We start from the raw sequence: 19960 nt of genomic DNA on the forward strand, positions 1-19960 counted from the left end.
GTCCAGTGCCGCCGGGTCGTATCCCGCGGTGTCGAACAGGGTCCACGCCGCTTCGAGGCTGATCCGGTGCTGGGGGTCCATCACCTCGGCTTCCTTCGGCGAGTAGCCGAAGAACTCCGCGTCGAACCCGGCGATGTCCCCGAGCACCCCCTCGGCGCCGACGAACTGCGAACGGGGCTCCGGAGCGGGGTCGGGGAACCGGGCGATGCTCTCGGTTCCCGAGCGGATGTCGGCCCAGAACCGCTCGACGGTGTCCGCGCCGGGGAACCGGCCGCTCATCGAGATCACGGCGACCGCATCCGGCGCCGCGGGATCGAGGGGTGAACTGGTCATGTCTGGCGCTCCCGTCCGAGTCCTGCCATGTGCCTGCGGCGTCTGCCCCTGGCCAGCGCCGGGTCGGCCGCGGGCGGGCCAGCGCCGTCGGCTGAGCGGTTGAGGCGGTCGACGTGATCGGCGAGGCTCGCTATGTCGGGGAACTGGAACAGGTCGACCAACCGAAGTCCGGCGTGGACGGAGCCGACCAGCGCGTGGTGCAGTCGCAGCAGGCCCAGGGAGTTCCCGCCGAGGTCGAAGAACCCGTCGTGGACACCGATCCGCTCTACGCCGAGCACCCGCTGCCACTCCTGTGCGATGGTGCGCTCCAGCGCGTTCCGGGGAGCGACCCCCGGTCGGCTTTCCCGGACCGCGGTGGCGGCGCGACCGGCGAGTGCGGCCCGGTCGACCTTGCCGTTGTCGTTGTGCGGCAGGTCTGCCAAGACGACCAGTGCCGAGGGGATCATCACCGGCGGCAGCGCGGATCGCAGTGCCGCCAGCACGGTTTCCGAGGACAACTGCTCTCCTGGCGTCGCGCTGGCGAACGCCACCAGCCGTCGGTCGGCTGACGTGTCTCCCACCGGCAGGACGACCACGTCGCGGATCGGCGCCACAGTCCGGAGCACCTGTTCGACCTCGCCGAGCTCGATGCGCACCCCGCGCAGCTTGATCTGCGTGTCGCGGCGGCCGACGAAGACCAGCTGTCCGTCCGTACGCCGGCGCACGAGGTCGCCGGTGCGGTAAACCCGGCTGCCCGGACCGCCGAACGGATCGGGAACGAACGCGTCGGCCGTCTTGGCGGGGAGGCCGCAATAGCCGCGGGCGAGTGCCGGCCCGCCGATGAGCAGCTCCCCGGTGACCAGAGCGGGCACCGGACGACCGTGGTCATCCGCCACCCATGCACGCGCCGTGCCGATCGGAGACCCGATGGTCGGCGGAGCACCATCGCGAGCGACCACTCCTGCCGTCGCGTAAGTGGTCGCTTCGGAAGGACCGTAGAGATTGCGCACCACGGTGTGCGCCGGTCGGTGCTGGAGCCGGTCGGCGAGCTCACGCGGCAGCGGCTCACCAGCGAGGTTGACCGCGTGGACCGACTCGGGCACGCCGTCGACGTCCAGCAGGGCTGCCACCGCCGACGGCACGGAGTTCAGCAGAGTCGCTCCTGTCGCCGCGGGTGTCCCGGGGACGTGGAGTGCGTCCTCGGCCAGCACGACGGTCCCGCCGTGGGCGAGCGGCGCGAACAACTCGAAGAACGCGAGGTCGAAGCCGACGGACGTGGTGGCGAGGACGCTGCGCAGCCCGTGCGCGCCGAACTCGGTCCCCGCCCAGCGCAGGAAGGCCGCGGCACTGCGGTGCTCGATCGCGACGCCCTTCGGCCGTCCGGTGGACCCGGAGGTGTACAGCACGTACGCCAGTGCCCGCGGCGACACGCTTACCCGCGGCGACCGGCCGGGCCGGGACACCGGGACCAAGGCTGGCAGGAGCACGTCCCCAGCGCCGCGCCGGCTGAGGAGCTCCTCGTCGCCGATCAGCAACCGGGAGCCGGTTTCAGCGAGCATCAGCCGGACTCGTTGCGCGGGTTGCTCAACGCCGACCGGCAGAAAGGCGGCACCTGCTTTCAGCACACCGAGCAGAGCGGCGAGCAACGCCGGTGTCCTGGGCAGCCAGACGGCGACCACCTCGTCCGGGCCGCAGCCCCGAGCGCGCAGATCCGCGGCGATACCGTCCGACCAGGCGTCCAGCTGCCGGTACGTCACCTGGCTCCGGCCGTGCACCACTGCCACCGCGTCGGGGTGGTTCGCGGCGGCCGCCGCGACGAGTTCGTGGACCAGCTCGCCCATACCGGGGTCGATCGCCGCGGGAGCGCGCAGGGCCTTCAGCTCCTGCACGGTGGTCAGTGACAGCCGGTGCACAGACCGCTCCGGATCGGCCACGGCGGCGCTGAGCAACGCCCTGAACTGGCGGCACCGGCTGATGAGCTCCGGTTCCGAGCAGCGCGTGCCGTCCGCCTCGAAGATCAGTTCGATCCCGTCGGCGGTGTCCGCCGCGGTGACGGTGAGGTCGTACTTCGCCGCCGCGGCGGGTACGTCCACCAGCCGTGCCTCGACCTCTGGCAGGCGTGGCGGCTCTGGAGGCTGCTGGTAGGCGAACAACACCTGGAACAGCGGAGTGGTGTCGAGGTTTCGATGCACATCCAGTTCATCGACGATCCGCTCGAACGGCAGCCATCGGTGCTCGAGCGCGTCGAGCATCGTGTTCCTGGTCTGACGCAAGACTTCGCGGAAGTTCGGTTCACCGTGCAACCGCAGGCGCAGCGGCAGCATGTTGATCAATGGGCCGACCGCGTTCCGCGACAGCTCGCCCTCACGCAGGGCGACAGGTGAGCCTAGGACGACGTCCCGTTGTCCGCTGTAGCGGCCGACCCAACAGCCGAGCACGGCCAGCAACGCCATGAACCTGGTGCCGCCCGTGCTCCGGCACAGCCGGTTCAGCGCGCCGATCTCCTCGCGTCCCAGCCGTTCGACGTGCCGGACCGGCCTGGCCTGCCCGGTCTGGGACCCTCTGAGGGGCGTGCTGCGCAGCGGCGCCCCGGCGAGTTCGGCCCGCCAGAACGCCAGAGAGCCGGTGTGCTGCTCCACCAGCTCCCGCTGCTCGGCGACGATCTGCCAGAAGCCGGAGCCCGGTGCGGGCATGGCGGCCGGTGTACCGGTGACCGCGGCCTCGTACAGCGCCTCGAGCTCGTCGCGAACCACCTGGGCCGAACCTCCGTCGAACACCAGGTGGTGCACCGCGAGCACGAGCAGGTGCCGGTGCGCCGCGAGCCTCAGCAGCAACCAGACCACGGGTGGACCCGCGGCCAGCGCGAACGGGCGGGCCACCGTCTCCGCGAGCAGCCTGCGCGTCTCCCGCTCGCCGCCCGCACCCGAGACGTCGACCAGTTGCAGGCCGGGCGCCTCCGGCGTCACCCGTTGGCCGGGGCCTTCGCCGTTGTCGACGAAGGCCGTCCGCAACATCTCGTGCCTGCGGCCGATCCGGCCGACCGCATGGCGCAGTGCGAGCGGGTTGAGCGGTCCCGTCAGCTCGATCGCGGTGCAGATCGTGTAGGCCGGATTGCTCTCGTCCAGCTGCTGGAGGAACCACAACCGCTGCTGGGCGGCGGCGAGCGGTGCCGGAGGGTCGAGGCTGGTCACCAAGCTCATCCGCGGCTGCTTCCAGCGGCCACGGGAGAACGGGCCCCGTCCACCTCGAGCGCGAACTCGGCGATGGTCGGCGCGTCCAGCAGCTTGCGCACCGACAGCGAGGTCCCGAACAGCTTGTTGGTCGCGGCGATCACCTGCATGGCGCGCAGCGACTCCCCGCCGACGTCCAGGAAGTGGTGGTGCACACCGATCCGGTCGAGCTTGAGCACCGTGGACCAGATGTCGGTCAGCAACTGCTCGGTCTCCGTTCTCGGCTCGGTGTGCGGCAGCTCGGCCGCGGGCTGCGGCTCCGGCAACCGGGCGCGGTCGACCTTTCCCGTGCTGGTCAACGGAACCGCGTCGAGGACCACACAGGCGCTAGGCACCATGTACCGCGGGAGCCGGTCCCGTACGTACTGCTGCAAGTCCGCCTGTTCGGGCCGCTCGCCTTCCTCTGGCAACACGTAGGCCACGAGTTGCTTCTCACCGTCCGCGCCGCGAGCGATCACGATCGAACGCTGCAACGCCGGGTGGGTGTCCAGGACGGCTTCGACCTCCGCCGGTTCCACCCGGAAGCCGCGGATCTTGACCTGGTGGTCGATTCGGCCGAGGAACTCGAGGTCGCCGTCGGACAGGAAGCGGCCGAGGTCACCGGTCGCGTACCGCCGGGCACCGGGCTCCGCGCCGTACGGGTCCGGCTGGAACACCGCGGCCGTGTCGGCCGGGCGGCCCAGGTAGCCGCGGGCCACGCCGGCGCCTCCGATGTGCAGTTCGCCCGACACCGCCACCGGCGTCGGCCTGCCGTGCTGGTCCAGCACCCGGATCCGGGTATTCGCCACCGGTCGTCCGATCGGCAGCTGCGGCTGCCGGGCGTCGGGAGTGCCGGTCCACACCGTGCTCCACACGGTCGCCTCGGTGGGGCCGTACTCGTTGGACAGCAGGCAACCGGGCGCCTTCTCCTGACATTCCTGGTGCAACGCCACCGGTGCCGCTTCCCCGGCGGTGATCACCCGCACCAGCGAGGCGAGCTCCCCCGGCTTCGCCTGGTCCAGCAGCGGACCGAGCAGAGACGGGATCCCGAGGGTGTGGGTGGGCCGCGATCGGGCGACCGCGCCGACGGTGCTCACCGGATCAAGCTGCGTGCCCTCCGCCGGCAGGACCAGGGTCCCGCCGGTGGTCAACGTCCAGAAGATGCCGACGACGGAGCTGTCGAAGGCGAAGGAGGACAACAGCAGGAAGCGCTCGGGCGACTCGGGATAAGCAACACTCCTGGCCTGGATCGAGGCCATCACGTTGCGGTGCTCGACCACGACGCCCTTGGGCTCGCCGGTCGAACCCGACGTGTAGATGACGTAGGCGGCGCTGTCGGCTCGGGCACCGGCGAACGGGCCGGGCTCCTCCGCGTCCGCGGCGTCGCGGTCCGGCACGAACAGCTCGGCTCCAGCCGGTGCCCGGGACTCGAGGTGACGTTCGACGAGCACCACCGCCGCTCCGCTGCTCGCCAGCAGCGCCGCAGTGCGTTCGTTCGGCTGGGCCGGGTCGAGCGGCAGGTAGGCGGCGCCCGCCTTGAGCACTCCCAGCAGGAAGGCGATCTGTTCCGGCGAGCGTTCGGCGAAGACCCCGACCACCTGGTCGCAGCCGACTCCCCGGCGCCGCAGCCCGTGCGCGATCCGATCGGCCCACCGGTCGAGCGCCCGGTAGCTGACCGAGGTGCCGTCCGCCTCCACCGCGACGCGGTCCGGCGTCGCCGCGGCCTGTGCGGCCACCGCCTCGTGCAGGCACAGCTCCGCTACCGGGGTGACCTCGCCGCGGTCGAACCCGTCGAGCAGCTCACGGTCTCGGGCCGGCAGGTGGTCGAGGGCGTCGAACCGGGCAGTGGGGTCGGCCGCGATCGCTTCCATGACCAGCACGTAGCAGTCCCGGACGCTCTCCATCACCTCGGCGGAGAACTGCAGGCTGTCGTACTCGATCCGCACCTCCAGCTCGCCCGTCTCCCGGTGCAACCGGAAGATCCCGCAGAACGGGAAGGTCGACTCGCCGTAGAGCTCGTTCTCCACGTGCGCGACCCCGCGCTCGGTCCACCGGTCCAGCACGCTGAACACGTGGTAGTTGGTGAAGAAAAACAGCGTCTCCGCCAGCGGCTCGTTGCCCTGGTGTCGCTTCAACTCGGCCATCGGCAACCGCCGGAAGGGCATCGACACCTGCTCGGACCTGAGCGTGTCCTCGATCAGCTTCCGCCAGCTGCCACCGGCCATCCGGACCCGCAGCGCCAGGCTGTTGACGAACAGCCCGATCGCGGTGCTTCCATCGACCACCTCGGGCCTGCCATTGGTCACCGTGTACGTCAGCGTGTCGATGTGGCCGCCATACGCGGACATCACCGCGAGGTGCGCCGCCAGCAGGACGCTCTTCAGCGGCACCGCGAGGCCGGTGGCCACCCGCTTGAGGCCGTCGGAGAGCTCGGGTCCGACCGGCACCACGATCCGGACGATGTCCCGGTCGCCCTTGTCCGCCTTCGGCCCTGCCTCCGTCCTGGGTAGCCGCATGAGCGTCGCGTCGGCCAGGTAGTCGTCCCAGAACTCGTAGTTCTCCTTCTTGTCCAGCGCCTCCAGCTCGAGGGCGACGGCGTCGCGCATCCCGGACGTCGGCGGCTTGATCGAGATGGGTTCGTCGTACACCAGCGAGAAGTAGTGGCTGAACAGCTCGGTGATCATCAAGGCCTCGCTCCAGCCGTCGACGATCTCGTGGTGGAACCCGTAGGTGAACTGGAAGTCGCCGTCACCGCGCAGGTGCACCATGAACCGGATCAGCGGGTGGTCGTGCAGCTCGAAGCCGACCGACCGCTCCCGGTCGACCCACGCGGTGACCCGTTCCTCCTGCGCGTCTTCCGGCAGGGCGGACAGGTCCTCGAAGAACAGCGGGGTCTGGAAGTCGCCGTGCACCAGTTGCAGGGGGCGGGAGTAGGTGGTCATGTCGAACGAGGTGCGCAGCATCGGATGGCGTTCGACCAGCTGGCGCACCACGGTGCGCATCACGTCCAGGTCGAACGGCGCACGCAGGCGGACCGAGGCGATGGCGTGGTACACGGCGGACTTCGCGGCGAAGTCCCGGTGGAAGATCATCCCCTCCTGCAGCAGGCTGAGCGGGAAGGCGTCGGCCACCTCGGCGGGCAGCCGTTCCCTGTCCTCCTGCGAGATGAGCGCGAACGGCGCGGTGGTCGGCGGACCGGCCTCCGGCTGCCTGCCGTCCAGCGCGGCCGCGCAGTCGGCGATGACCGGGTTCTCGTGCAGGGCGGCGACCGTGACGTCCAGCCCGCTCGCCTGCGCCCGACTGGCCACCATCACGCTGCGGATGGAGTCACCGCCGAGCAGGAAGTAGTTGTCGGCCACGCCGACCCGGTCCACGCCGAGCACCGTGGCCACCGCGCCGGCCAGGATCTCCTCGGTCTCCGTGCGCGGCGCCACGTACTCGGCCGCCCGCCTGCTCTCCTTCGCCGGCTTGGGCAGCGCAGTCCGGTCGAGCTTGCCGTTGGCCGTCATGGGCAGCGCGTCGAGGAGCACGACCGCTGCCGGGACCATCGGTTCCGGCAGCCGCTCGCGGCAGTACCGGACCAAGGCGGTCGGGGACAGCGCGGGGCCGCCGTTCTGCTTGCCGGGCACCACATAGCCCACCAGTTGGAGCTCACCCGCGAGCGGCGACGATCCGCCGGGGTCCTCGTCGTGGCGGGCGACGACCACAACCTGGCCGACCCCCGGATGCGCGCGGAGCAGCTCCTCGATCTCCCGTGGTTCGACGCGCACACCGCGGACCTTGACCTGATCGTCGAGTCGGCCGAGGTACTCGAGGGTGCCGTCGGCGCGACGGCGGCCCAGGTCACCGGTCCGGTAGAGCCGTGAGCCCGGTGCGCCGAAGGGGTCCGGCACGAAGCGCTGATCGGTGAGTTCCGGCTGTCCGAGGTAGCCGTGGGCCACCCCGGCACCGCCGAGGAAGATCTCACCGACCGCCCCGTCCGGCACCACCTGGTTACGCGGGTCCAGCAGGTGCACCCGCGTGTTGGCGACGGGTGTACCGATGGGCGCCATGCCGTGCCGGGGTGCCGTGGGGGCGATCTGGTGAGCGATGCTGCCCACCGTCGTCTCGGTAGGCCCGTATTCGTTGACCACCACCGATCCGGCGTCGAGGAACGGGACCGCGCTTTGTGCGCGCAGGGCCTCACCGCCCACGACGACGGTGCGCACGCTGCCGGCAATCTCCTCCGCGGTGACCAGCTGGCCGACGATCTCCAGGTGCGTCGGCGTCAGCTTGACCATGCTGAGGTCCCGGCGCGTGCGCAGCATTCCGGCCAGTCCGGTGACCCCCGCGCTCTCCGGCAGCAGGACGACCCGCTGCCCGACGGCCAACGGGGCGAGCAGGCCGGTCAGCGTGAGGTCGAAGCTGATCGAGGTGTGCACCAGCGCGCCGGTGCCCTGACCGAGCCGGTAGGCGGTGGCTGCCCAGGACAGGTAGTTCGCCAGCGCCCGGTGCGGTACGACCACGCCGTTGGGCCGGCCGGTGGTGCCGGAGGTGTAGAGCACGTAAGCGGTGTCGTCGCCGACGACTGAAACTTCGAGAGGTCCGGTCGTCTGCCCGGCGAGCTCGGCGGGGGTTCCTTCGAGCGCGAGCGCGGGAAGAGTCGGCTGGTCGAGGCGGTCGAGCACCCTGGCGGTGGCCAGGACCATCTTCGGCGCCGTCTGCTCGATCGTCAGCGCGAGCCTGGCCGGCGGATAGCCGACGTCGACCGGGACGAACGCGGCCCCTGCCTTCAGAACGGCGAGCAACGCCACGAGCAGTTCCGGCGATCGCCCGAGTGACACCACCACCCTGTCACCGCGCCCGACCCCGCGCTGCCACAGGTAGTGGGCGAGCTGGTTGGCCCTGCCGTCGAGTTCGGCGTAGGTGAGCTCCGCGCCGTCGAACTCGACGGCGACCCGATCCGGGCCCAGTTCGGCCTGGTGTGCGAAGAGTTCGTGCACGGCCCGATCCGGTACCTCGGCCGCCGGACCGGCCGCCGCGCCGAGCACGGACTTGCGCTGCTCCGGCGACATCAGGTCGAACGCGCCGATCGGCGTCGTGCCGTCCGCCAGAGCCGCGCCGAGCACGGTCACGAACGCATCGCCCACGGCGTGCGCCGTGGCCTGGTTGACCAAGGCGCCGTTGTACCGCACGCTGACTTCGAGCGTCTCGTCCCACCGCACACACGTGAGCGAAAATGCGCTCGAGTCGGCATGTTCCAGTCCATCAACCGTCCACTTCGGACCGTTTCCCTCTGCCAACGCGACTGCGACACGGAAGTCGAACCGCGGCAGCACGTACCCGGCCGCCCTGTCTGCCAGCAGTTCCGGGTCCAGGTGGTCGACGCGTTGCCCGGCCCAGCGGTACCACTCCGCCGTGTCCCGCGTGACCGTCAGGAAGTCCTGCTCCGCGGTCAGGTCGCCGCGCAGCGGCGCCTCACGTTCGTAGGCTCCGACCGCGTGCTCGAGCCCTGGGAAGCCGCGGCCTGACAGCGTCATCAGCAGCAGGCCACCACGCTCCCCGCCCACCCGCCACACCACGGCGCGGAACACCGCGGCCAGCACCGCCTCCACGGCGACCGCGTGTTCGGCGGCGAACTCGTCGAGGGCTCGGCAAGACACGGGAGCAGCTCGGTACGACCGGAAATGAACCTCCTCATCACCAGTGGTGGCCGGTGGCATCGCACCACCGCCGTCACTGGCCAGGAGAGCGGCCCACGCGGCGCGATCGGCGGCACCGTCCTGAGCAATGAGCAGTTCGTTGTGCCATGTGGAGAAGTCCGCGTATTGGACGAAGTCGGCGGAGGCCTTCTCGTCGCCCTGGTAAGCCGCGACGATCTCCACCGCCACCCGTTGCAGCGAGCCGAGATCCGCGTTCAGCGGGTGCGCGGTCAGCAGGAGCGTCGCCTGGTCGCCGCCGGACTCGACCAGCAACGCCCGGAAGCCTTCGCCGGAACCGGTGCCGACCGCCGCCCGCTCCGCCGCGGCCAGGTCCCGACTGGGCTCCGGCGCGTGCACCTCGACGGCGCGGAGCTCGACGACCGTGCGTTCGCAGATGGTCTGCGTGGGCACCCGCCTGCCGGCATGGGAGACGAAGCTGGTGCGCAGCGATTCGTGCTCGTGCACCACCTCGCGCAGCGCGGCTTCCAACCGATCGCGCTCCAGCTCGCCGACCAGGCGCAGACTTACCTGTGCGGCGTTGACGGCATCGCCAGTGGCGCGCTGCGACCACAACGCGCGCTGCCGGGGCGAAACGGCGAACTCAGGACTTTCTTCCTGCTCTGTCACCAACAACCTCCGCTAGGGCGTGTACGGCAGGACGGTTCAGCCCCCGCTGGAGGCACCTCGGTCCGAAGCACAGCGTGCGAATGCGCGCACAGGTTCAGGGAGAGCAGAAAAGATTCGATACCGCAATTCTCCGGTATCGCCCGAATTGAGCCAGGAGCGCTTGGGGCGGACTCGAGCACGTTCGTGACACTCCCATGGATTCCGACGAATTCCAGCAGGCGTGGCCAAGACCTAGCTGACCGTAACACCGACACGGACACCACAAAAGCAAAACCCAACCATCACGGAGAACAATATGACTCATAATCGGGAGCTATGTGTCGACAGAAGGAAAGCGCGAGACCGAGCCCTTGCCGCCTGCGGTCGACTCGTGCTAAACAGGATTGATCTAGTGCGCGTTGTCCCTGATTCCTCACCCAGGGGACCAACTGATCATTCGAACAACATCGGACTCGGAGAGCGAGTCCGCATGATCGAGTTCCTTCTTCGCCCAACTCGACAATGGCGCGCACGTCCTCTCAAAGGCCTTCGCCTTCGAACAGCCGACGGCCGCCCGGTGTCCATTCCGATTTCTCCCGACACGGAAAGCGACGTCATGATCAATGTCTTCCAGCCGAGCCTCGGCGAGGAGGAGCTGGCGGCTGTCGGCGAGGTGTTCGAGAGCGGCTGGCTCGGCCGTGGCAGTCGAACCTCCACCTTCGAGGCCGAGTTCGCCGCTCACATCGGGGTCGGCGGGCAGCACGTCACCGCCGTGAACTCCTGCACAGAGGGCCTCTTCATGGCCATGGAGCTGTTGGAGATCAAGCCCGGCGACGAGGTGGTGATGCCGTCCGTCAGCTTCGTGGGGGCGGCGAACGCCGTGGCGAGCCGTGGTGCGGACCTCGCGTTCTGCGATGTCGATGAGCGAACGCTCAACCCTCGTCTGGAGCACGTGACCGAAGCTGTGACCGACCGGACGAAGGCTGTTGTCGTGCTGCACTACGGCGGCAGGCCGGGATGGGTCGGCGACATCGCCCTGTGGTGCCGGGAGCGTGGGATAGCGCTCGTCGAGGACGCGGCGTGCGCAGTGGCATCGACGGTCGACGGCGTCGCTTGCGGCACCTTCGGCGACATCGGGGTGTGGAGCTTCGACGCGATGAAGATCCTCGTCACCGGCGACGGCGGCATGCTCTACGCCCGTGACCCCGAGCTGGCGGCTCGCGCGGCCACGATGGCCAACCTCGGCCTCCTCCAGTCCAGCGGGCTGGCCGCGGCGTCGGCTGGCGTCGCCGACCGGTGGTGGGAGTTCGAGGTGTCGTCGTTCTCCCGCAGATCCGTGACGAACGACCTGGCGTCGGCCATCGGATCGGTGCAGCTGCGCCGGTTGCCCGCCTTCGTCCGGCGGCGCAGGGCGATCGCGGCCGCCTACCGGCTCGGTCTGGCCGGTCTCGGCACGCTCCGCCTGCCTCCTGAGCTGCCAGAAGGGCACCTGTCGTCCGAGTACCTGTTCTGGGTCCAGCTGGAGCCTCAGCTCCGCGACGAACTCGCGAGGCACCTCCGGAAGCGCGGCATCTACACCACTTTCCGGTACTTCCCCCTCGACGGGGTCAGCGCGTACGGCGCACGTCACTCGCCTGCGGGGGCGGCCAGGGCAGCCTCGACGACTCTCCTCCTGCCGCTGCACCAAGCTCTGGACGACGCCACGGTGCAACAGATCATCGACGAGGTCCGAGAGGTGGCGTCATGAACATCGGGCAAGCTCTCCTTGGTACCGGCAGCATGCCGTGTCTGCGCGTTCCGGACCTGGACACCGCCGTCGAGCACTACCGCGCCACCCTCGGCTTCGAGGACGTGGAGCTGCTGACGGATCCGCACCGGGTGGCGGTGGTCCGCCGGGCCGGTGCGGGGCTGTTGCTGCAGGAGTCGGATCATCCGGATCGTCCGGGTGGCTGGGACGCGGTCTTCTTCGTCCAGCGGGTCGACCAGGCCATGGCCGACCTGCGCCGCAGGGGTGCGACCATCCAGTTCGGCACGGGCATCTCCGCCCTCTCGGCACGGACGATGGAGGCTCGCGACCCGTGGGGCAACGTGCTGGCGTTCTGCGAGCTGGAGTCCGGGCTGGCGCATTCCGCACGACAGCTCGCTCGGCGGGCCCTTCCAACTCGAGCCAGGATCGCCCTGCGAGACGCTCGCCACGCCCGCGAGGAACGACCGCATCTGCGCGAGTTCGCCCAGTTCTACCGCGGTCTGGCCGACCACCGCGATGTCTTCTACATGTTCTTCACGGGCGGGCTCCTGCACTGGGTGGTCAGTGCGATCAGGCACGTGCCGGCCGACGTGAACCTGGTCCTGCTCGGCTCGGACTTGCCGGAGGAAGACGAGACGTGGCTTCGGCGCAACGTCAACCGCCCGTTGCACGTCGTCCGGCTCGGCATCGACGACAACACCATGTGGGAGTTCCTGTTCGAGGTCAACGAGCACAACTTCGGCTGGATCGACATCGACTGCTTCGTGCTGAAGCCCAAGTTGTTCGCGGACATGACCCGGCTCGAGGACGGGGTGGCCGTCAACGGCGTCTGGACCTACGAGGCGGCGCCCTCGGTGCCCATCTCCTGCACGCACTTCGCTTTCCTGGACGTCGGGGTGATCCGGGAACTGCGCCGCGCACAGCAGCCGATCAGTCCGACGAACTACGACTACCGCGGCATGAACGTGTTCCTCCACCCCCGGACGAACTGCCGCATCCTCACCGGCCCGCAGCAGAGCCGGTTGCTCCGCGTGCTGCCCCCGGACGAACACGGCCGGCCGCTACCTCCTGGTGACGGTCCGTTCTTCGACACCCTCGTCGCTTACCAGATCGACGCCGCGGCAGCCGGCTACCGGACGCACGCCGTACGCCCGCTTGCCCATCGGTCGGAGGCGTCGCTGCAGGTAGAAGAGGGTGCAGACAGGCTGTGGCAGCAGGACATGACCGATGAGGTGGTGCACGTCGGCGGCGTGAGCTACTACCAGCGGTACTTCCACGGAGTCGATCTTCGCGCGATGTACGCCGCCGCCGAGCACATGCTCTTGTCCCGGCTGGTCGACCGGCTACCGCGCACCTACTCGATGATGCTGGCCGGTCGGCGCGCGGATCTCGAACACCTCGGGGTGCGGAGCGAAGACGCCGAGAACCTCATCCTGCGTCATCTCGTCGTCGACCGGGGAATCTCGCCGGAGAGCGCCGCGCGGGTGATCGGCGGATAGGTAGCAGGACCTCCGTTCCCGGGAACGCGTTCACGCGCACGTCCCGGGAATGGAGGCCCTGCTGCCCGGCGCCGACCTCGCCGCAACGTCCGGACCGGCGAGCACTTCGTGCCGCCCCGCCGTGCGCACCCGTACCTCGGACGCGCCGAGCTCCTCCAGCAGCGCCAGCGCGGCGAGGTCGTCGCAGCCCCGCAGGACCACCGCCATCCGATTGCCCGCGACGGCCACTTCGTCGGTCAGGCGCAGCCGGGCGAGCACAGCCGGCGGGTCGTCGTGGATGAACCAGGCCAGAGTGGTCATGTCCGGCCGCACCTTGCGCCGATTCCGGGACATGTCGCACCGGGCCGCCAGCACGGATGCGGCCAGCAGCTCAGCCGACCGGTCCCACGTGAAGCGGCGTGCCCAGCGTCGGCACTCCCCCGCCACTGCGGCTGCCCGATCCGGATTGGCCAGCTCCGTCAGCGCGGTGACCAGCGCCGCCGCGAAAGCCGCTGGGCCCCGCTCGGCAACCAGCCAGCCGGTGCGGCCGTCGAGCACGGAGTCGCGGATGCCCGGCACCTCCAGCGCCACACACGGCACACCCGCCGCGGCAGCCTCCAGCACCGAGCAACCCCAGCCCTCGCCGTCGGACGTGCTGGTGGTCACCCAGGCGCGGCCCAGCAACGCGTCGCGGACATCGTCGGACACCCGGCCGTGCAGGGTGACGACGCCGGTGAGGCCCAGTCGCCCGGACAGCTCTCTCAGCGAGCCCAGCTCAGAGCCGCCACCGATGATCTCGACACGCACCTGCGGCAGCACGGCGCGGACTTGGGCGACGGCGTGCAGCAGCACGTCGACCCGCTTGTGCGGCACGAGTCGCGCAACGAGCACGACAGTGGGCACCTCGGCCCGTGTGCGATTGGCCTGCGGAAACGGCACGCCGCCGTTGGGCACGATGTCGATCACTCCGTCGACTCGCAGCCGCGCGCGCATCTCCTGCCTCGTGGAGACGGACACCGCGACGCTGCGCTTGCCGCGGTAGACCCACCGTGCGCAGTCGGCCTCAAGTCGTCGTCCTACGGCGGCAACGACGGGCGGGAACCGCGTGGCGAACTGGTCCTGGTGCACGTGATGCACCACCTGCACGACCGGAATCCGGAGGAACAGGGGCGCGAAGAAGGGAATGCCGTTCTGGCAGTCGAGGACGACGTCGTAGCGGCGCCCTGTGCGCAGCATCCGCCAGGCCGCGCACAGGTAAACGGTGAGCGTGCCACCGGCGCGGTGGACGTCGACGCCGTCGATCTGCTCCCGCGCCGACTGCCCTGGTGGCCGCGCGGTGAGCAACGTGACGTGCGCACCGGCAGCGACGAACCGCCAGGTGGTCTCGTGGATGTAGGTCTCCGCGCCACCGGACTCCGGATGGCGCACATCGCGCCAATTCAGCACGAGGATCCGCACACCCGCCAACCGCGGCAGGGCCCGTTGGGACAAGGCGCTCATCAGCGACCGGACCCGTCTGCATGGTACTCGCATCCCATACGTAACCGCCCGCGCTCGGATTGGCCCAGGAAACCATACCGAGTGACAAATGCCCGCATCAAGAGGCTCGATCATCACCGAAAAGACGGTGCGTCCGAGGATTCTTCTCGACAGACCTCCGGAATGGCGCACCCACCTGCTGGGCTCAACCGCACCCCCTGAAACATAACCACTGTTTATGAGTCACATCGGTCTCCGTGATGGTTGAGTTTTTCTTTTCCGGAGTCCGTGTCGGTGATACGGTCACAAGAGTCCTGGCCACGCCTGCTGGAATCCGCCGGAATCTTGGCGTCGAACGTTCTCCGCCCTCCCGGAATCGCGCCGCGCATTTGCACGCTGTGCTTCGACCCGAGGAGCATCCGGCGGGAGCCGAACCGTCCTGCCGTACACGCCCTAGCGGAGGTTGTTGGTGACAGAGCAGGAAAGTCCTGACTTCAACGTTTCGCCCCGGCAGCACGTGCGGCGTCTCCGGTGACGGGCGTTCAGCGGTTCGAGTCAAGAATTCCTCGTTCAGCGATGCGCGGCCCCGTCGAGGTCGAAGTGGTGATTCCCGCGTTCAACGAGGCGGCACGGCTGCCCGACACGCTCGACTGCATGGTCGGATTCCTCGATACCCGCCCGTGGTCCGCGCGAATCGTGGTGGTCGACAACGGCAGCTACGACGACACGTCGGCAGTGGCGGGTTCTGTGCACGGCCGCACCGAAGTCGTGACGATCGGCTGTGCACAGGCCGGCAAGGGCGCTGCCGTGTTGCGCGGGATGCGCACCAGCAGCGCGCGCTACGTCGGGTTCACCGATGCCGACCTCTCGACGCCAGTAACCACCTTGGTCGACGTGCTCGCCGAACTGCGCAACGGTGCCGCGGCGGCGATCGCCTCACGCCACGCCCCCGGCGGCGCTGTCGTCACGCCACGGTCGTTGATGCGCCGGATCGGGAGCCAGGTGTTCCGCGCCGTCGCGCGGCCGCTCGTACCCGGCGTGCACGACACCCAGTGCGGCTTCAAGTTCTTCGACCGCCACGCGGTCACCACGGCGCTGGCTCGCTGCAGGAACGCCGGGTTTGCATTCGACGTGGAGCTGCTGCGGCACATCCACGCCGACGGGCTGCGGATAGCCGAGGTCCCGGTGACCTGGACGGACTCGCCCGGCTCGACCTTCCACTCGGTGCGCGACGGGATCGCCGCGGTCGCTGCGGTCTGTCGCATGCACGGCACGTCGTGCTCCGACCGCACGACGTGGTCGCACCCGGCACCGACCGCAAGCACGGATGCCGGGTCGAGATCACCATCGGTACCGCCTGCGGGACGTCCCGTACCGGACAGTCTGCTTGTCGTCGAGTCCAGCTGCGGATGGGCGGGGCGACCACGTGGGTCGTGCTCATCCGGGCACCCTGCTGATTCCCATGCCGAACTGATGCGAAGTGCAGATTCCGCGCGACGCAAAGCTCAGCCGCACAACGATGGCGGGACGCGCAATGGCATGGCCTACGGGTGCCGATCGCCGGGTTCCTCGTCGCCGGTTCCCTGACCCTCGCCCGGCCGGAGTTCGGTGGAGCAAGGCGACACCGAGCACGCCGGCCGACTCGTGTCGAGCAGCCGAGGAGGGACTTCGTTGCGAGGTGCCGTTGCCCCTCCCGTTGAGGCAACTGATCGGACGGAGTCGACCGGGCAGGCGGCATGCAGACTGTCGACGGAGAGGATTGCACAGATGGTCGTCTCGAACACCTATACCGTGCCGGTCACGCTCTCGTGGCGGCAGCGCCTGACCTTCGTTACCCGCTATGTGCTGAACAAGACCTTGCTGCTGCACCGCGACGTCCGGTCGCCTCGCCTGCGCATGTTGGTCTACGAAGCTGTGTACTCGATCTGCCGGCTGCTGGGCCTCCGGCCGTTGCGGATGGCGTTCCTCGACATCACGCGGATCGACTCGGTCTTCGGTACGTTCCACCTGCGCCCGGGTACCATTGACGCCGCGTGCGCATCGCCCGCGTTCGAGCGGCCTGACATCGATGCGCTGCTGGCCGAGTTCGACCGCGCCGTCCGCACGCGCAGCGCCGTGGTGTTCGTCGACATCGGCGCCGGCCTTGGCACCTACTCCGTGACCGTCGGCAATCATCTGCGCGACCGCCCGGCGCGGATCCTCGCATTCGAGCCGTCGTCCTCGTCGGCGGCGCTCCTGCGTCGCAACATCTCGACCAACGGGCTTGACGATGTGGTCGACGTGCGACAGCGCGCGCTCGCGGACGGCTCGGTGACCACCGCGATCCTGAACTTCGACGTGGACGAGCCCGGCAGCAGCGGGTTGGACTCATCGGCCGTCGCCGTGCGGAACGGGCACGTCGTCAAGGAGCGGGTGCCGGTCTCCACCCTCGACGCCGAACTGGCCGATGTGGCGGAGCTGGACCTGCTCGTGCTCAAGATCGACGTCGAGGGCCTCGAGTGCGTTGTGTTGCGCGGAGCCCGTGACTCGGTGGCGCGGGCCGCTGAGACGATGCTGCTCGTGGAGGATTTCGTCGATCCCCGCGTCATTGATCACCTGCACGCCGACGGGTGGTTGCCGATGATGAAGGTGACGCCCTACAACAGCTTCTGGCGTCGGCTCCGCACCACCGGCGACACAAAGACCGCAGAAGTCGGCACCGCCATTGGGTGAGCACCTCGTGCCCGTCGTTCGACGAGGCCTCGGGTGCCTCTCCAGGTTCCGCATTCACCCACGCAGTAGAACTGGACGATCATGTTGACGGTTCGGTTGCCGCGTCAGGCATCATTTGTATTGCCAGCCTTGGTCATCGTCGTCGCGTCGCTGTTGCCGGCGGCCTCTCCTGCTGGAGCGGATGACGAGTTCACACCCACCGCTCACCAGCGGTCCACAGTCGTCGGGCCCGGCTACCGTGCCGAGATCCGGCGGACGAGCTACGGGATTCCGCACGTCCTGGCGGCGAGTCTCGGCAGCGCGGCGTTCGGGCAGGGTTGGGCCTACGCCGAGGATCGACTCTGCGATCTCGCAGACCAGGTGGTCAAGGTGCGGGGTGAGCGCTCGCGGTGGCTCGGTGCGGGCCCCGGAGACCAGAACCTGGCATCTGACGTCGGTTACCGAGCGCTCGGTCTGGTGGACAAGGCCAGGCAAGCGTTGCCAGCGATCTCCCGCGATGCGCGGTCGATGATCGAGGGTTATGCCGCCGGCTACAACCACTACCTGGCCTCCGTTGGACCGGGCGGTGTCCGCGGCTGGTGTGCGGGTCAGCCTTGGATAGGACGAATCTCGGCGGTCGACCTCTTGGCCTACCAACAGGATCTCGCCATCGTCTCAAGTGGACGCTTCGTGCTCCCGGCAGTCGCCGTCGCACACCCGCCGAGCGATCAGGTTGTGTGGGGACCGCACGTTCCGGCGGCCGCGGTGGCAGACGCGGTGCGGCCCTTGTTGTCCGGCGGGAGGAACACCGCGGCGCTGGGCAGCAATGGCTGGGCCGTCGGCGGCCGGCTCTCCGACTCAGGTCGGGGAGAGCTGCTGGCCAATCCACACTTCCCGTGGCAGGGCGAGCTCCAGTTGTGGGAGAGCCAGCTCACGGTCCCCGGCGTGCTTGACGTCTACGGCGCAGGGGTGGGCGGCCTGCCAGGCGTGCAGATCGGTTTCAACAAGCGAGTGGCATGGACCCACACGGTCTCTCCAGGTGCCAGGTTCACGTTCGACAGGCTCCAGCTGGTGCCAGGACGACCGACGAGCTTCCACTTCGGCGACCGCATCCTGCAGATGCAGCCCAAAGTGGTGACCGTGCCGGTCAAGGAGGCTGACGGCCGACTGAAGACGGTGACCAGGACGCTGTGGTCCGGCAAGCACGGTCCGATCGTGGACCTGTCGTCCATCGATCCGAGCTTCGGCTGGACCAGCACGAGTGCGATCGAGTTCCGCGACGCCAACGCGGGGAACACCCGACTGGTCGACTTCTGGCTGGCCATGGCCAGGTCCGGCAGCACCGCCCAGGTCGCCGCGCGGAACGCCGAGTTCGGCACGCCGTGGCTGAACACGCTGGCGGCAGACAGTTCCGGAACGGCCTGGTTCGGTGATGCCCCGAGCACCCCCAACCTCACCCCCAAGGCGACCCGCGCGTGGCTCGAAAGCCCGATCGGGCTCCTGGACGGAAGCGATCCGGAACAGGAATGGCGGGAAGAGCCGGGAGCCCCCGCAGCAGGCCTGCTGCCAGCTTCGCGGTGGCCACAGCTCACCCGCCGGGACTACGTCTTCAACGCCAACAACTCCCCGTGGATAGCGAACCCTCAGAGTCCGATCGAGGGATTTCCGGCGCAGCTGGGGGAAGAACGGACGGCGTTGTCGGCTCGGGCCAGGTTCAACGCCATGCTGCTCGCAGACCCCAGGTCGGCCCACCGGTTCACCCTTGATGAGCTGGTGTCCGCGGTCCTGTCCAACGAGACTCTGAGTTCGCGGTTGTTGCTGGACCCGGTGCGCCAGCTGTGCCGCGTGCACGCCGGATCCACCGAAGCCGGCTGGCGCGACGTGAGCAAGGCATGCGCGGTGCTGGACGGCTGGGACGGACGCTTCCAGGTGCACAGCCGCGGCGCCGTGCTGTGGCGCGAGATGCTGTCGGAGGTGCTGACCGCGCACCCCGACGCATTGAACGCCGCAGGCCCGTTGTTCTCATCCGCGTTCGATCAGCGCGATCCGGTGCATACTCCCGGCTCTCCACGTCCCGACCCTGCCGTGTTGGGACCGGCACTGGACAGCGCCCGGCAGACGCTGGAAGCGGCAGGATTCCCGCTGGACGTCCCGCTCGGCGTGGTGCAGTACAGCACCAAGGGCGGACATGAGCTGCCCGCGCCGGGTGCGCCTGACGTGCTCGGGGCCATCAACGTCGTCGAGTACACCGCGGCTCCCGCGACAACACTGGAGCCAGTTGTACCCGGAGGCGACAAACTGTCCAAGGACGGCTATCAGGTGAACACTGGTACGAGCATGCTCCTTGCCGTGCGGTTCACCGGAAGCGGGCCACAGGCGAAGTGTCTGCTCACCTTTTCTCAGTCAATTGATCCGGCATCGCCACATTTCGCGGACCAACAGGAGCTGTTTGCGCAAGGAAAAGCACGAGACTGCCTGTATGCACAGTCGGAAATTCGAGCTGACCCCCACCTGCGGACCACCGTCGTCACAGGAAGCTAGATCGTTCGATATTTTTTGCAACATCGCCGATTCGGCAGTGTGGTGTTCGATCACCGTGCCGTGCACGTCGCCGTCGGCAGCCGGTCTTTCATCATCAGTCGTGCCGCATCCCTTGGAATTTGGGCGAAGCTACACTACTGCCTGAACGTCGAGCCAGAAAACCCGGGCGAGGAAAACGATCCGCTGCTCGGCACCGAGCAGCGGATCTGAGCTTCG

The 19960-nt window shown here is 68.9% G+C and carries 10 protein-coding genes (1 of these 10 cut by a window edge); 6 read left to right on the forward strand and 4 right to left on the reverse strand.

Features of this window, described 5'->3' with window-relative positions:
• The 3 genes in view from BMW88_RS37430 to BMW88_RS37440 are tightly spaced (each overlapping or abutting the next) and all read right to left on the reverse strand, a layout consistent with a single transcriptional unit that may run on beyond the window.
• Positions 1 to 333, reverse strand: the 5' portion of a protein-coding gene (locus BMW88_RS37430) for a type I polyketide synthase (RefSeq protein WP_089960775.1). Its footprint begins 4242 nt before the window's first position; 333 of the gene's 4575 nt are visible here — the first part of the coding sequence; the start codon lies at positions 331 to 333; its stop codon lies beyond the left edge, outside the window.
• Positions 330 to 3512 (reverse strand): non-ribosomal peptide synthetase, encoded by a 3183-nt coding sequence (locus tag BMW88_RS37435; protein ID WP_089960778.1) that lies wholly within the window; start codon positions 3510 to 3512, stop codon positions 330 to 332. The genes BMW88_RS37430 and BMW88_RS37435 overlap by 4 nt, the downstream gene beginning before the upstream one ends.
• Complete coding sequence (locus tag BMW88_RS37440) at positions 3509 to 9829, reverse strand: non-ribosomal peptide synthetase (RefSeq protein WP_089960782.1); 6321 nt, start codon at positions 9827 to 9829, stop codon at positions 3509 to 3511. Before BMW88_RS37440 ends, BMW88_RS37435 begins: the two co-directional genes overlap by 4 nt.
• 595 nt (positions 9830 to 10424) lie before the next feature.
• Between BMW88_RS37440 and BMW88_RS37445 the strand changes: the two genes are divergently transcribed.
• Entirely contained in the window at positions 10425 to 11555 is a 1131-nt protein-coding gene (locus BMW88_RS37445; protein ID WP_089960785.1) for a DegT/DnrJ/EryC1/StrS aminotransferase family protein, read from the forward strand.
• On the forward strand, positions 11552 to 13054 hold the full coding sequence (locus BMW88_RS42495) for a VOC family protein (RefSeq protein WP_177221607.1): 1503 nt from the start codon (positions 11552 to 11554) through the stop codon (positions 13052 to 13054). The genes BMW88_RS37445 and BMW88_RS42495 overlap by 4 nt, the downstream gene beginning before the upstream one ends.
• Positions 13055 to 13084: 30 nt before the next feature.
• On the opposite strand, the gene BMW88_RS37455 is transcribed toward BMW88_RS42495, so the two are convergent.
• Entirely contained in the window at positions 13085 to 14533 is a 1449-nt protein-coding gene (locus tag BMW88_RS37455) for a glycosyltransferase family 4 protein (protein WP_089960792.1), read from the reverse strand.
• A 555-nt stretch (positions 14534 to 15088) separates the two neighbouring features.
• Between BMW88_RS37455 and BMW88_RS37460 the strand changes: the two genes are divergently transcribed.
• From BMW88_RS37460 to BMW88_RS42500, 4 genes are all read left to right on the forward strand, one after another.
• Positions 15089 to 16099 carry a glycosyltransferase gene (locus tag BMW88_RS37460; RefSeq protein ID WP_089960796.1) on the forward strand — a complete coding sequence of 337 codons (1011 nt, stop codon included), beginning with the start codon at positions 15089 to 15091 and terminating at the stop codon, positions 16097 to 16099.
• A gap of 180 nt (positions 16100 to 16279) precedes the next feature.
• Entirely contained in the window at positions 16280 to 17224 is a 945-nt protein-coding gene (locus tag BMW88_RS37465; RefSeq protein ID WP_089960800.1) for an FkbM family methyltransferase, read from the forward strand.
• Positions 17225 to 17353: 129 nt separating this feature from the next.
• Positions 17354 to 19744 (forward strand): penicillin acylase family protein, encoded by a 2391-nt coding sequence (locus BMW88_RS37470; RefSeq protein ID WP_245778326.1) that lies wholly within the window; start codon positions 17354 to 17356, stop codon positions 19742 to 19744.
• A 60-nt stretch (positions 19745 to 19804) separates the two neighbouring features.
• Positions 19805 to 19954, forward strand: coding sequence for a hypothetical protein (locus BMW88_RS42500; protein ID WP_177221608.1), 150 nt, complete (start codon positions 19805 to 19807; stop codon positions 19952 to 19954).
• Positions 19955 to 19960: the final 6 nt, after the last annotated feature.

It is taken from the genome of Lentzea xinjiangensis (assembly GCF_900110955.1).
Taxonomy (GTDB): Bacteria; Actinomycetota; Actinomycetes; order Mycobacteriales; family Pseudonocardiaceae; genus Lentzea; species Lentzea xinjiangensis.

Bases quoted from the DNA above. Each gene is read 5' to 3' on its own strand.
- BMW88_RS42495 (WP_177221607.1), top strand. From the start codon at position 11,552: ATGAACATCGGGCAAGCTCTCCTTGGTACCGGCAGCATGCCGTGTCTG.
- BMW88_RS37435 (WP_089960778.1), bottom strand. From the start codon at position 3,512: ATGAGCTTGGTGACCAGCCTCGACCCTCCGGCACCGCTCGCCGCCGCC.
- BMW88_RS37455 (WP_089960792.1), bottom strand. From the start codon at position 14,533: ATGAGCGCCTTGTCCCAACGGGCCCTGCCGCGGTTGGCGGGTGTGCGG.
- BMW88_RS37460 (WP_089960796.1), top strand. From the start codon at position 15,089: ATGCGCGGCCCCGTCGAGGTCGAAGTGGTGATTCCCGCGTTCAACGAG.
- BMW88_RS37465 (WP_089960800.1), top strand. From the start codon at position 16,280: ATGGTCGTCTCGAACACCTATACCGTGCCGGTCACGCTCTCGTGGCGG.
- BMW88_RS37445 (WP_089960785.1), top strand. From the start codon at position 10,425: ATGATCAATGTCTTCCAGCCGAGCCTCGGCGAGGAGGAGCTGGCGGCT.